A 14,078-nucleotide genomic window follows, 5' to 3' on the forward strand; every position below is an offset into this window, starting at 1 on the left:
TTGCTCTGCTCATATTGCTATCTATTGATGTTGTTTTTTATTGTTTACGCAGGGATTACTTAGGGAAGCTGATAGATAATATCGTTAAACAATTAAATCAAGCTAGTTTTAGTTGATAAGAAAGAGGGCGTAATAAGCATTACGCCCTTAGTCATTTACTTTTTATCAGTCTTTTTAGGGGTTACTTGAACAGGCAAGTATTTCATTGTCGCTTTGGTTTCAGCAAGGTAAGGGCCTTTGTGAAGAGTTTCAGGCCAGTCTAAAAGCATCATCGCTAGAACATTTCTGTGCTCGCCCATCACCATATCTGGATTCCCTCTAGGCGATGGAATTATCTGATGTTCAGGATCAAACGAAGCTGCAATATGATTTTGGGTCTTTGTAATCACAGGGTGATCTCGCAAACCTGTTAAATAAAAACTGATCCCCACTTCAGAAATAATGTCATCGGTTGCGTCCTTTAGAATACGGTCGATGTTGTTATCAAAGTAATCTAAGATCCATTTAAACTCTTTCGCGCTAACTTCTTGTTGGTAATAGCCACTTGCAGCAAAAATAAAGTGCGTCATGCCATACAATTTATTTTGGAATTGTTTTTTGTCTAGTTCACTGTCTTTGTCATTCGGGTAAGCTGCAATAAAGGCTTTTTTGTAATCTTCAACGTAGCTACCAACTTCAAGCTGTTCTGCCCAATAAGCATAATTAATAAGCTGAGCAGCCCAAGATTTAATCATTTTAGGGTCGGTTAAGCCAGGTGTTAAATCGTAAGCCTTTAAAGCGTCGACCATTTGTTGATGACATGGTCCATTAAAACCTAACTCATCAATACGGCTGGCGTATCGGAGTAAAATATCGCTGTAAAAAATAAACTCCGGAAAAGGCTTTAATGCTTTCTTACGTGCTTTAGCACGAGGTCCTTTACCTAGTACACTAATAGCTTGCTCAGCTTGCTGTTCTATAAACTTAGGGTTATCAATATTACAAGCAAAGTAATTTTGGCGTTCAGTAATCGTAATTAAATCGATAAGTGCAGCGTTAGTGTATTTTTCATCCCCCGTCATACGGTACATTCTTAAGCCGTAATGGCCTTGAATACGCGGTGGGAGAGTATACATATTTTGTTCAAGGTTTAGCTGAATCGCACTTCGAACTTGTTGATGTGTTAGTGGTGTTGCTGATGGTTTTGGTTCAGCGAAACTAGACGCTGAAGTAACCACAAGAGACAAGCCGACTATGCTTGAACCTACAAGGCACGATAAAGATTTAAATTTGCGAATGGCCAACATTGAAGGCTCTCCTGATGATTGATGATGGATCATTGGGTGGGGTAAGTATAATGATCATTTGCTCATTTAGGGTTAAATTTTCTTCATTAACTACAAAAATATCAAAAACTTGACGTTCTGTTACTGTAGGTTTACTTGCTTCAAAAATGATCCTAACAAGGCTTTGATGCCAAAGAGGTAAATAATAATCTATCCCTTCATTAGCAATGCCATTAAAGCTAAACGTTAGATCTTGAGCACTTTGCCACTCTTGATTAAAACTTTGTTGAAACGCTAATGTTAGCGGCTGTTGGTTTATCTGTTTACCAAGATAAAAGTCCAAAATCACTTTAGAGCGAAAAACACGCAATTGCTGTCGATAATCGATTGCGGCTTGCTCGCGCTCAGATAAACTAAGCTCGAATTGTCGATGTATATATTGTGCTAACCAAAGCTGCCCAAGTGAATGATTGTCTGCTAGACCCTGCTTGTTGTTTAAATAAAACTTATTGCCTCGAGCTAAACCGGCGATAGCTTCAGCGATGACATCGATTAATTGATTGGCCTGTCTTCGATTGGATATAGTTTTAACGTAACTGAGACTGGCTTGGCCAAACTGATGTCCAATCACGGGATAACGAATTATGTGTGCAGAGTTTTTAGTTGCTTGAGAGATAAATAACTCGCCGAGTAAGCGCTGCTGATGCCATACTCGATAAATTTGGTTTTCGACAGCTTGACTAGCTTTTTTGTCTGATGATACCAGAGGCTCTAAACGAGATTGTTCAACACTATTTGCTTGGTTTAATTCTTTATCAAATTCTTGGTTGATTTCTTGATGAGGAATTTCAGCCAAAGTTATCGTCTCTATACGAACACCGACATCTTCCAATTGTTTGAATGTTTGTTCCATTAAGTCGTATGCAGAGGTGAAACCAGTGTATTTATCGTGAGGTAAACTCGCAAGATGTTGGCCAATATTCCACGGTGCAACGTCGATATTGCTTGTGAGTTGCTGTAAATAATCAATTAAGGCGTCATTATCTAATAAATGAGTGTCTAGATGTTGTGCTGCGTTGGGTTGTTTAATCTGTTTAATGATGCCTAACGAGGCTGCATTTTTGTATTTGGCTCGTGATTGATAAGCAAGCCAAGCACTTTTACGACATTGCTCATTGGGTTGTAAGATAAGGTATTTAGCCAGACTCACATCTAGATTTTGATTTTTAGAAGACGCTAACTGACATTCTTGCTCGTTAAATACGAGTTCGACATTATTATTGCTTAGGTTTCTTCTTATAGTGGCTTGAGCATTATGTAGTTTGGATTTAGTGCTAATGTCTAGCTGTCTATTTTGAATTGATTTAAGTTTTGCAGCTAAAGATGAATAGGGTGGATGTGATTGTGACAGGTTATCAATGAATTGTTCAAGTGTAGGATTTTTCAGTAAAGCTTGAAGCTCATCAGCTAAATGTAACTGGCACATTAAAATACTTTCGCGCTGGCTGTTAGCGGCTAAGTCACGATAATAATTTAATCGGTCATTAAAATTGTTGAAACCTAAGGTGAGTTGTTCAAATTGAACAGCCTGTTTAGCAACAGGCTGATTTAAATCTAATTCAGCTAGAGACGGCTGATACCGCAGACATTGTTGAATGAATAGGTTTAGCGGGTTGGCAACTGCCGGAGCAGTTGCCAATAAACTAAAAGTTAGGATTACTACAAAAATGTTTTTTGGCATATGCGACGCGTTCTTCCACTGATAACGTCGGTCCTTTAAGACCTTCTACATGTTTTAGTCTACCTAAAATCCCTTTACCATTTGCTGTTTGAATCGCCAATCCTGGTCTAGCATTCAGCTCTAATAGTAGTGGGCCACGTACTTTGTCTAATACCATATCTGTGCCCAAATAACCTAACTCACACATTTCATAGGCACTTGATGCAGTATGTAATAGTACATCCCAGTTAGGCACTTGGATTTGTGACAGTTCATAATTGGTATCTGGATGAGTTAACACCGGCTTATCAAATTGCACTGCATATAAGCTTTTACCAGTGGCAATATCTAAGCCAACACCTACAGCACCTTGGTGTAAATTAGCCTTACCATCAGATGCAGCAGTAGAGCAACGAAGCATCCCCATGACCGGATAGCCTTTAAATACGATAAGGCGAATGTCCGGTACACCTTCGTAACTAAAACCATCGAACACAGGATCAAATTCGATTAAGCCTTCAACCAAGCCAACATCTGGAATGCCACCAAGTGAGAAAAGGCCACTTAAGATATTGGAAACATGCCGATATACTTCATTTGGGGTGACTTCATCGCCATTCGGTTTGTAATAACGGCCGTTTTCAACATGAGTTATTACTAAAATACCTTTACCACCAGAGCCTTTAGCCGGCTTAATAACAAAGCCGGTTCTGCCTAGTACCATTTGTGGTATTTCATTAATTTTATGTTGTTCTTCAACAACACCAATTAAGTCAGGTACAGCAATATCATTGGCTAAAGCTAATTGCTTAGTAATGAGCTTATCATCGACGCGTTTATAAAATTTACGCTGATTGTACTTGCCAATGTAATCGATATTGCGCTTATTCATATTCAATACACCGTTACGGCGTAATTCCCAAGGCCAAGCGTAATTTTTCATTACTTTTCCTCTGCCAAAGGCTTAAAGCGTTTTAGTTCTGTTAGGCGGTAACCTGTGTACTGACCCATTACCAATACCATTGCCAGAATGACTAAATGAATACCTAGGAAGTTAAACACCCAGTGTTGAATCCAAGAGTTGCTCATTGCTAAATAAGCTAATGTCGCAACAAATAAACTACCACCACCAGACATAAATACCGATTTAGGGCCTTCTTCTTCCCATAGAATAGACATACGCTCAATGGTCCAAGCAAGAATGATCATTGGGAAGAATGTAATGGTCAATCCTTCGCTCAAACCAAGCTTGTACGAAATTAAGGTAAACAGTCCAATAATAAATATCACCACAATAATCACCGCGGATATTCGGGATATGAGCAAGAGATTGAGCTGTGATAAATATGAACGGATCATTAAGCCAAACGCGACGATTAGCAAGAATCCGATTAAACCCGTTAATAAGGTGGTTTGTATAAATGCGAGTGCAATAAGCACTGGCATAAAGGTACCTGATGTTTTAATACCAATAATCACGCGCAGGAATACCACAACTAAAACACCGATTGGAATTAATAAAATCCCTTTAAAGGTGCTTTGTTCTTCAAGTGGTAACTGGTACAGCGAAAAATCCCATGAATCAGAATCAGTATTCATCATCATATCGATTGATGTGGCTAAAGCAGAGCGTGTTTCTTGCAGCATCGAGAAGTTAACTTGTGAATTACTACCGCCAATCACATCAAGTACTGACATGCCGTTGCGTTGCCAAAGCACTAAGTTTTCTGGTCGACCTTGTTTGTTGTTTTCAACATCAAATAAAACCCATTCACCGTCCTGATAAACCTGAACATACGGGTTTAACTGTTGGCGTCGACGTTGATCTTCAAGCACTAAGCCGCTGACTTGTTTAGCCGCTACGCCTTTTGATTGCAGCATTTGCAAAAATAGCTGAGTACGCGAGTTAACTGATAATAATAACGCCATATTTTGCGATTGATTACTATCGTTAATCACATCCATTAGCTGTTGGGCGTATGAAATGTTACTGGCGCTTCGCTCCCAAACTTGATTTATAATTTGTTCAGCAGCACCACGCTCCGTCACTTGCCATAAATATGGCTCAGGAGTCACAGGTTCTTCATCTGCATAAACTGTAAGTTGACCAGTAGGTACTAGCGTTACGCGATAGTATAAAGACTGGCTACCAGAAGCTTCACGAATTGACCATACTGCTCGGCGATCATCTCCTTCAGAGATATTTAAACCATAACCCGCAGAAGTTGCGTTTTCAGCCAATACATCAAAAGCAGGGTCTTGAGGTAGTGATAGTGAGGCTTCAGCGGGTTTATTAGTACCATTAAACATGACTTTAGCTTCAACCGACCAGCTTTGAACTTGCTCACCAGGAAAAAAAGGTACGTTATGTTCAACACTGCGATAAATACTCGCAGTTATCCCTGAAATGAAAAGTAGGGCAACAAAGATAAAAAACGGCTTACGAGAATGCATTTGAATTCCTATTTAGCTTCTTTAGTCGATTCTGTTTGTGGTTTTTTGCCATGAACGTATATCTGTCCAACATCTACAACTGCAATGTCTTTCATAAATTTACGACCAAGTAATAACGGGAACTCTAAGTGACTACGGTCTGTTAAGTTCAAGTCAGTTTCAGCAGCGTATTGACCTATTTTTAAATGAGCATGGATTACTGGACGGCGGTCATCTGGCATATCAGAGTCTTGTTTGATGCGAACAAAGCGTTCAACTTTATGCTCGAAGGTATTACCAGGTTGGTCTGCGCCATTAGTCATGACATCAAATCTAACCCACTGCACCCCATTACGTTCAAACAACACGATATTTCTAGCATCTAATGAAGAAGACTCTGCACCAGTATCAATGCGCGTTTCAAATGACGCTTTAAGCTCGTCAACAAATACATGCTCAACTTCACCTAGAACGATTTTGTCAGAAACAACTGATTCAGGACATTGTGGCGGCTCACTTAATTGAGCAAGTGCAGCAGCATCGTCATTCATTTTTTTAGATTGTTTGGCTAATGCGTCAGTAATTTGTAATTTTAGGTCGTTTACTTCAGCGCTTAGATTTTGCATTTCTGTTGAGTTTTCACATTGTGCGTTTATCGCATCGATTATGACAGTTTGTGAAGCTGCGAGATTAGCACTCAGTTCTTCACTTCCAACTGGCGTAACTTTCTCAGTTGATGCACAGCCTGATATTAACGCGGCGGTGACGGATAAAATAATTACCTGCTTTAACATGACAATTCCTGTTTTTATAATCTAAGCTAATCTTTCAGATTTATTACTTTAACATACTAGTTTCATAGGGTTATAACATCAAACTAGATCGTGATTCGGTTGGTTTTTTATGGCAATGATAGTTGCGCGCTTTGGCGCTGGGTAACCTTCGACCGTTAAACTAACATCATTTGGGTCAAGATAATCAACTAATGACTCATTCTTCATCCATTGAGTTGACCTTTGCTCTGCCATTGAGGTGATATCTACATCTACACAGCGAATATCGGTGAAATCGCACTTTTTCAACCATAACATGAGCGCGTCTACTGATGGCAAAAACCAAACATTGTTCATTTTTCCATAGCGATCTTCAGGTACTAGAACCGCATTTTCGTCACCATCTATGACCAAGGTTTCCAATACAAGTTCGCCACCCATTCTAAGTTGGTCACGTAATTGTAGAATATGATCAATAGGTGAGCGACGGTGATATAGCACACCCATCGAAAACACAGTGTCGAATGTATCTAATGGCGGTAATTCTTCAATCCCTAAAGGTAATAAATGCACAGGGTGCTCATTACCCGCTAAACGCTTAACAGCTTCAAATTGGCATAAAAATAATGGTGAAGGGTCAATACCTACAACACGTTTTGCGCCAGCACCTAACATGCGCCACATATGATAACCACTGCCACAACCCACATCTAATACTGTGCGGTTGTCTAGTGGTGAAATGTGTTCTTTTACACGATCCCACTTCCAGTCACTGCGCCACTCGGTATCAATTTCAATACCATGGATATAAAAAGGGCCCTTACGCCAAGGTTGGAATAACCCTAACAGGTTCTGTAATTTTTCAGTTTGACCTGCAGTTAGCTGACTGCCGTCGCCAATTGTCACACCGTTGTATAAATCTATATGGGTCGGTGTTGGGTAATGTAGTTTATTAAGTACTTTTTCCCATTTTGGCAAGTTGCCATGTTTGTGCTCTCTTTGCCATTTCCCAAGAATTGCAGGAAGTTCTTCAAGCCAATGCTGTAGGCTAGAATCGGCAATTTGTTGGTAAAAGGAACTGAAACTAATCACTTGATGGCCACCATTGATGCGAAATTAAAACATTGAAACCACACTGTGGAATGGCTAAAACCATTGTCAGTGAAGCGTTGTTGGTGCATGGATAAACTGTCTGGACGCATAACATTTTCAAGTGCACTGCGTTTTTGGCTGATTTCTAGTTCGCTGTATCCATTTGCGCGTTTGAAATCTAGATGCTGTTCATCTAATAAAGTTTGAATAACATTATCTTCAAACCTTAATTTTTCTGAGATCACTAATATGCCACCAGGTAGTAAACCTTGATAAACTTTAGCAATTAACTGATCTCTGTCGTGTACGGGAAGAAATTGTAGGGTGAAATTAAGTACCACCATTGAGGCATTGGTTACATCAATATCTCTAATGTCACCACAAATTAGTTCTACTTCAGTATCACTGACATAGGCAGATAAATTCTCTTGGCAACGAGATATCATTGATTCACTGTTATCTACAGCAATAATTCTGCATTGACGTTGCTCTATTTGACGTCGAATACTTAATGTTGCTGAACCTAGAGAACTGCCTAAATCATAAACATTAGATTTGGGCGTAACATAGCGGTCGGCGAAGTCACCAATAGTACTAATGATTTGGGTGTAACCCGGCACTGACCGTCTAATCATGTCATTAAACACACCTGCAACCCGATTATCGAACTGAAAATCGGATATTTTGTCAGTTGCTGCTGCGTATATTGTATCTTGTTGAGAGTTCATCTGAGGTAACTTGAAAAAATCATAGCTTCATTTTAGCCAATCCTAGCAAATAGCAGCAAGTATCCTATTGGTATTTTTTGTTTTATTTTGTTTATTTACTTAAATTAGGGTAAAAATTTAATCTAGTTGGTTAAATGGCCGATATAAATCGGTATGATGAACAAAAAATTAAAATCATTTACAAACAAACCTATGTTCAGTTAACAAAGTGACAACTGGTTAAAGGTGAGTAGTTAAGAACAAATTAAACAAATAACGACTAATAGAATGATGTTTCATTCAAAACTTAGCACAAAGGAACGGGCTTGAAGTTAATTAGCACTATTTTTACTTATTTACTGTTTATTTTGATGACGTTGCCTGTGGTGGCAGATGAGAACAATTCCATAACCACTGTATCATCGATCCCCCAATCGCTGACTATTTCAATGAGTGAGGATGCTTATCCTTATCAATTTGTTGATGAAAATGGTAATGCTGCAGGAGTGATGGTTGATTTATGGCGTGAATGGTCCTCTGTAACAGGGATTAAAGTGCGTTTTGAGCCAATGCAATGGACAGGGTCTCTTCAAGCATTAACTGATAGTAAGGCCGACCTTCATATTGGTATGGCGATTACAGACGAAAGACAGCAACAATTTTCATATGGTGAGAAAGTTTCCTCACTCAATTCTTATTTATACCTTCATAAAGATATCGCAGATAAAAAAACTGTTGAGGGTATTAGGCCATTTAAAATAGGGATTATTGAAGGCACTTCTCATAAAGATGATTTGCTAGCAATAGAACCCAATCTGACATTCAAAGATTTTAAAACTAAAAAAGCCTTATATGATGCTGTTGTGGCTGGTGAGCTCTACGCATTCGCGACGATTCAAGGTTATAACCAAGGAATTCCGATTAACTTCGAATTAGCTAATAACTTTCATATATCATCGCGAATTTTAATCAATGAAATAGACTTAGCACCTGCAGTATTAATCTCGAATCAATCATGGTTACCGACTATTAATGAAGGCTTCAAACAAATTTCTGTAGATCATATTGATGAAGTAGAAAAGCGTTGGTTTGGCTATCGCCGCGAATCTAATGGCATACTGATTGCGATGCAAATGAAAGTTGAACCTTTTGTAGATATTGGTTTAGATGGCTTTCCACATGGGTTATTTGTCGATTTATGGCGTCTATGGTCTGAAAAAACTGGTATTGCAATAGACTTTATCCCAAGTGATATGAATGGAAGTATTGAACTCATTAAAGATGGTCATGCTGATGTACATATTGGGTACCCTGAAAGTGAAGAAATTAATACAGGACTAAATCGAGCAAACCATTTTTACTCAGTCAAAAGCCGTTTCTTCAGCTATAACAAAGAAATTAAAGACATCAGCGAAATTGATGGTAAACGCATTGGCTTATTTGCAACATCTCCATATATTATCGAACTAAGAAAAGTCCTTCCTAACGCGCAAATTAGATATTATGACTCTGTTGAGCAACTAATTAAAGCAAGTCGTGATGGGGATATTGCTGGTTTTGTGGCATCAAGTGCCTATACAGCTCATTACTTGCTGCACCACAAATCTTGGTCTGACTTTTATCAATTTAATGAGTTAGATTTCAATACTCAAATCTATAACCTCACAAGAGTTGAAGACGCTGAACTGGCAGAGCGTATTGCCAATGGTTTTAAACTAATCAGTGATTTTGAAATGGCTAAACTTGAACAGAAGTGGCTATTAAATAAAGCTGATAGAACATTCTCTACAGTAGATAAGCAAATTTACATCAGTAATAAAGAGAAGAAATACTTAGATTCTTTAGGGGCGATCAAGTTGGGTTACTTAACGCAATGGGCGCCAATGGAATATCAAAATGAATTGGGTGAGTTTTCTGGCATTAATAAAGAAGTCATCGAAATAATCACTGACCAATTAAATATTGACATCATCCCAGTTGCTTATCAAAACTGGGACAGGCTCAATAAAGACTTAAAAAACGGTAGTATTCATTTAGTCGGCAGCATGGCGAAGAATAAAAATCGCGAACCCTCTCTTGAATTTACAGAAGGCTATTGGCCTTCACCGTGGGCGATTGCCACCAGTTTGACCCAACAACCGTTATTCAACCTTAGCCAATATAATGGTAAACGGATTGCGGTAGTAAAAGGTTATAACTTGATTAACTTGTTGCAGCAGCAATTCCCAGGGCTTGAGATTGTTCTTGTCGACAGTACACAAAAAGGCTTAGAAGCCGTTTCGTCCGGTAATGTTGATTTATTCATTGAACAAGTTGTCACGCTTGCCTATGCATTAAACGAAGGTGAGTTTCCTGATTTAAAAATGGCTTTAGTAGCTGATTTAACTGAACAAAGAAGTCATATTGGAGTTTATCCAAAACTAAAAGAGCTGGTTCCATTACTTAATCGCGCAATCGAAACTATCGATGAGACAAAGCAACAGCAAATGTATCAAAAGTGGGTTGCAGTAGACTTACGTTCGGAAGCCGATAAATATCAAAAATGGTTCAAAATTGTTTTACTGGGCTTACTGATTATTAGTGTGATTACCTTTGCGGTATTTTTAGCTAATAAACGCCTTAAATTAGAAATAGCGCTTCGTAAAAATGCAGAGAAAAAAATTAAGTTTGTTGCAGAGCATGATCCGGTAACTCAATTACCAAACCGCGGTTTACTAGATGACAGATTGGCATGTGCAGTGAAAGCGCATGAACGTGAACAAGTTAAATTTGCTTTGTTGTTTATTGATTTAGATAAATTCAAAAATGTAAATGATCAATACGGGCACCATATTGGCGATAGTTTGCTAATTCACATTGCATCGGCATTAAAGTCGGTTGTGCGTAAATCAGATACTGTTTCGCGTTTTGGTGGTGATGAGTTTGTTATCTTACTTAATAAAGTTGAAAGCGCAGAGTGTGCAGCTAAAGTTGCTGATAATATCATTAAGGTGTTATCTGACCCGTTTTTAGTCGATGGAATCACCTTAACCGCATCAGCTAGTATCGGTATTGCCGTCTATCCTGATGATGGCGATGACGCCATTGCTTTACTGCAAAGTGCAGATAAAAAAATGTATAAAGTGAAAAAGCAAGGTGGAGATAAGCACAGCTTTTAACTAACCAAAGGGATTTAATCTAGTTAAATACATTAAATCTTATTATTTGCTGTTTTTTTACTCGGTTATAAAGGTAACTTTCCCTAAAGCCTGTTCAATTGCAGTAAACTAATTGATACTTCCATGCAAAAATGTAGCACTCGTTTAATAATCACGTTTTTGACGTATTATAAGTGCTATAGTTGCCTGCATTATTTTAATATAATGCCAAATTAAATAGTTTTTTAGACACCTATTTCCGAATAAAGGGTAGAGATAAATGCGCAGTCATTATTGTGGAGACGTTAATAAGTCTCATCTTGGTCAAGAAGTCACCTTAGTCGGTTGGGTTAACCGTAGCCGCGATTTAGGTGGTGTAATATTTTTAGATCTTCGTGACAGAGAAGGGATTGTTCAAGTTGTTTACGATCCAGACTTGGAAGACGTTTTCAAAGTAGCGAGCAGCTTACGTGGTGAGTTTTGCGTACAAGTTAAAGGTTTAGTACGTGCAAGACCTGACAGTCAAATCAATGCACAAATGAAAACTGGCGAAATTGAAGTGTTAGGCCAAGACCTAACCATTATCAATACTTCTGCGCCACTGCCTTTAAGCATGGACAACCATCAAAACAACAGTGAAGAGCAGCGTTTAAAATATCGCTACCTTGATTTACGTCGCCCTGAAATGGCTGACCGTTTAGTATTCCGCTCGAAAGTCACTAGCGCTGTTCGTCGTTTCTTAGACGATAGCGGTTTCTTAGATATCGAAACGCCTATTTTGACTAAAGCGACGCCAGAAGGTGCTCGTGATTATTTAGTACCAAGTCGTACTTATAAAGGTCAATTCTTTGCTTTACCACAATCTCCACAGCTGTTTAAACAGTTATTGATGATGTCTGGTTTTGATCGCTATTACCAAATCGTAAAATGTTTCCGTGATGAAGATTTACGTGCTGATCGTCAGCCTGAATTTACTCAAATTGATATCGAAACTTCTTTCATGTCAGCTGAGCAAGTCATGGAAAAAACTGAAACTATGGTTCGCGGTTTATTCAACGATTTAATGAATGTTGATTTAGGCGAGTTCCCACGTATGTCATATGCAGAAGCTATGGCACGTTATGGTTCAGATAAGCCAGACTTGCGTAACCCACTTGAGTTAGTGGACGTTGCAGATTTAGTAAAAGATGTCGAATTTGCAGTGTTTAGTGGCCCTGCAAATGATGAAGAAGGCCGCGTTGCAGCACTTCGTATTCCAACAGGTGCTTCTTTATCTCGTAAGCAAATCGACAATTACACCAAGTACGCAGGTATCTATGGTGCTAAAGGTTTAGCATGGATGAAGATTAATGATTTAAGTGCAGGTATTGAAGGTATTCAATCTCCAGTACTTAAATTCTTAAATGAAGACATCGTTAACCAAATTGTTGCACGTACTAATGCACAAACAGGTGACATCATCTTATTCGGCGCAGACAAAGCAAATGTCGTCGCTGAAGCTATGGGTGCATTGCGTCTTAAAGCAGGTGAAGATTTCGAATTACTTGAAGGTGAGTGGCGCCCAATGTGGGTTGTAGACTTCCCAATGTTTGAAAAAATCAACGGTGGTTACCACGCTGTTCATCATCCATTTACTGCTCCTCGCGGCGTAACGGCTGAAGAACTTGAAGCCAATCCTGGTGCGGCAATCTCAGATGCTTACGACATGGTATTAAATGGTTGTGAGTTAGGTGGTGGTTCAGTTCGTATCCATAATGCTGATATGCAAAGTGCAGTTTTCCGTATTCTTGGTATTGATGATAAAGAAGCAAACGAGAAGTTTGGTTTCCTACTAGAAGCATTACGTTACGGTACACCGCCACACGCAGGTTTAGCATTCGGTTTAGACCGTATTATCATGTTAATGACAGGGGCTAGTTCTATTCGAGATGTGATGGCATTCCCGAAAACAACTACCGCGGCTTGTCCATTAACAAATGCGCCTGGCTTTGCCAATCCTCAGCAATTAGTTGATTTAGGGATTAGCGTTATCCCTCAAGAAAAGCCTGCTGCTGACGAGTAATGTTAACTACTCCATTTGCAAACCTGTTAGGTTTGTACAATAAGCGTTAACCCACATACCGAGGCTTTTGCCTCGGTCTGTTTTTATGTAGCCTAAAATAACACTGAAATCTACTCAAGGAGTTGCCATGGCTGGTCACAGTAAATGGGACAACATTAAACATCGTAAAGCTGCTCAAGATGCAAAACGAGGCAAGCTATTCAGTAAGTTTATCCGAGAATTAACCGTTTCAGCCCGCGAGGGTGGTTCTGATCCTGATGCAAATCCACGTTTACGTGCTGCCATCGATAAAGCATTATCAAATAATATGACCCGTGACACGGTAGAACGTGCTGTTAAACGCGGTGCTGGTGAACTTGATGGCCAGCAGCTAGATACCATTATTTATGAAGGTTATGGTCCAGGCGGAACTGCGGTGATGGTCGAAACCATGACAGATAATAAAAATAGAACCGTATCTGGTGTACGTAATGCTTTTAGTAAGTCAGGTGGCAATTTAGGTACTGATGGTTCAGTAGCTTATATGTTCACAAAGTCAGGGGTAATTTCTTACAATGCTGATGTTGATGAAGATGAATTAATGGATGCCGCACTTGAAGCGGGTGCAGAAGATGTTGTTACTCATGAAAATGGCGCATTTGATGTGTTCACCACACCAGATGCTTTTGGTAGTGTAAAAGATGCACTGGATGCTGGTGGTTTTGAAGCCATTAACGCAGAAGTTACCATGATTGCAGGTACTAAGGCCGAGCTCGATGCCGATACCGCTGCTAAGTTTATGCGTTTGATTGATAACCTTGAAGATCATGATGATGTTCAAGAGGTATATCATAATGCAGAAATCTCAGATGAAGTGATGGAAAGCCTTGAATAATTGTTCCAAGGAAAC

At 39.2% G+C, this 14,078-nt stretch carries 10 protein-coding genes; 3 read left to right on the forward strand and 7 right to left on the reverse strand.

Annotated features, from left to right (window positions below):
- Positions 1 to 155 precede the first annotated feature (155 nt).
- From AC0L4E_RS07935 to cmoA, 7 genes are all read right to left on the reverse strand, one after another.
- Entirely contained in the window at positions 156 to 1,286 is a 1,131-nt protein-coding gene (locus tag AC0L4E_RS07935; protein WP_473678745.1) for a DUF3541 domain-containing protein, read from the reverse strand.
- Entirely contained in the window at positions 1,264 to 3,006 is a 1,743-nt protein-coding gene (locus AC0L4E_RS07940; protein WP_473678746.1) for a hypothetical protein, read from the reverse strand. Before AC0L4E_RS07940 ends, AC0L4E_RS07935 begins: the two co-directional genes overlap by 23 nt.
- Positions 2,969 to 3,928 (reverse strand): alpha-L-glutamate ligase-like protein, encoded by a 960-nt coding sequence (locus AC0L4E_RS07945; protein ID WP_220754306.1) that lies wholly within the window; start codon positions 3,926 to 3,928, stop codon positions 2,969 to 2,971. Before AC0L4E_RS07945 ends, AC0L4E_RS07940 begins: the two co-directional genes overlap by 38 nt.
- Complete coding sequence (locus tag AC0L4E_RS07950; RefSeq protein ID WP_473678747.1) at positions 3,928 to 5,439, reverse strand: inactive transglutaminase family protein; 1,512 nt, start codon at positions 5,437 to 5,439, stop codon at positions 3,928 to 3,930. Before AC0L4E_RS07950 ends, AC0L4E_RS07945 begins: the two co-directional genes overlap by 1 nt.
- A gap of 8 nt (positions 5,440 to 5,447) precedes the next feature.
- Positions 5,448 to 6,212: an ATP-dependent zinc protease family protein gene (locus AC0L4E_RS07955; protein WP_473678748.1), complete on the reverse strand. Its 765-nt coding sequence runs from the start codon at positions 6,210 to 6,212 to the stop codon at positions 5,448 to 5,450.
- Positions 6,213 to 6,290: 78 nt separating this feature from the next.
- Positions 6,291 to 7,283 (reverse strand): tRNA 5-methoxyuridine(34)/uridine 5-oxyacetic acid(34) synthase CmoB, encoded by a 993-nt coding sequence (cmoB, locus tag AC0L4E_RS07960; RefSeq protein ID WP_473678749.1) that lies wholly within the window; start codon positions 7,281 to 7,283, stop codon positions 6,291 to 6,293.
- Entirely contained in the window at positions 7,280 to 8,011 is a 732-nt protein-coding gene (gene cmoA / locus AC0L4E_RS07965) for a carboxy-S-adenosyl-L-methionine synthase CmoA (protein WP_473678750.1), read from the reverse strand. The genes cmoB and cmoA overlap by 4 nt, the downstream gene beginning before the upstream one ends.
- Positions 8,012 to 8,316: 305 nt before the next feature.
- On the opposite strand from cmoA, the gene AC0L4E_RS07970 reads away from it, so the two are divergent.
- From AC0L4E_RS07970 to AC0L4E_RS07980, 3 genes are all read left to right on the forward strand, one after another.
- Positions 8,317 to 11,148: a diguanylate cyclase domain-containing protein gene (locus AC0L4E_RS07970; protein ID WP_473678751.1), complete on the forward strand. Its 2,832-nt coding sequence runs from the start codon at positions 8,317 to 8,319 to the stop codon at positions 11,146 to 11,148.
- Positions 11,149 to 11,407: 259 nt separating this feature from the next.
- Positions 11,408 to 13,189, forward strand: coding sequence for an aspartate--tRNA ligase (aspS, locus tag AC0L4E_RS07975; protein ID WP_473678752.1), 1,782 nt, complete (start codon positions 11,408 to 11,410; stop codon positions 13,187 to 13,189).
- 127 nt (positions 13,190 to 13,316) lie between these two features.
- The gene (locus AC0L4E_RS07980; protein WP_473678753.1) at positions 13,317 to 14,063 is read left to right on the forward strand and encodes a YebC/PmpR family DNA-binding transcriptional regulator; all 747 of its coding nucleotides are present in this window, start codon (positions 13,317 to 13,319) and stop codon (positions 14,061 to 14,063) included.
- Positions 14,064 to 14,078: the final 15 nt, after the last annotated feature.

The organism is Shewanella sp. GJ50-10, from assembly GCF_055808815.1.

Bases quoted from the DNA above. Each gene is read 5' to 3' on its own strand.
- AC0L4E_RS07980 (WP_473678753.1), top strand. From the start codon at position 13,317: ATGGCTGGTCACAGTAAATGGGACAACATTAAACATCGTAAAGCTGCT.
- aspS (WP_473678752.1), top strand. From the start codon at position 11,408: ATGCGCAGTCATTATTGTGGAGACGTTAATAAGTCTCATCTTGGTCAA.
- cmoA (WP_473678750.1), bottom strand. From the start codon at position 8,011: ATGAACTCTCAACAAGATACAATATACGCAGCAGCAACTGACAAAATA.
- AC0L4E_RS07940 (WP_473678746.1), bottom strand. From the start codon at position 3,006: ATGCCAAAAAACATTTTTGTAGTAATCCTAACTTTTAGTTTATTGGCA.
- AC0L4E_RS07950 (WP_473678747.1), bottom strand. From the start codon at position 5,439: ATGCATTCTCGTAAGCCGTTTTTTATCTTTGTTGCCCTACTTTTCATT.
- AC0L4E_RS07945 (WP_220754306.1), bottom strand. From the start codon at position 3,928: ATGAAAAATTACGCTTGGCCTTGGGAATTACGCCGTAACGGTGTATTG.
- AC0L4E_RS07935 (WP_473678745.1), bottom strand. From the start codon at position 1,286: ATGTTGGCCATTCGCAAATTTAAATCTTTATCGTGCCTTGTAGGTTCA.
- AC0L4E_RS07955 (WP_473678748.1), bottom strand. From the start codon at position 6,212: ATGTTAAAGCAGGTAATTATTTTATCCGTCACCGCCGCGTTAATATCA.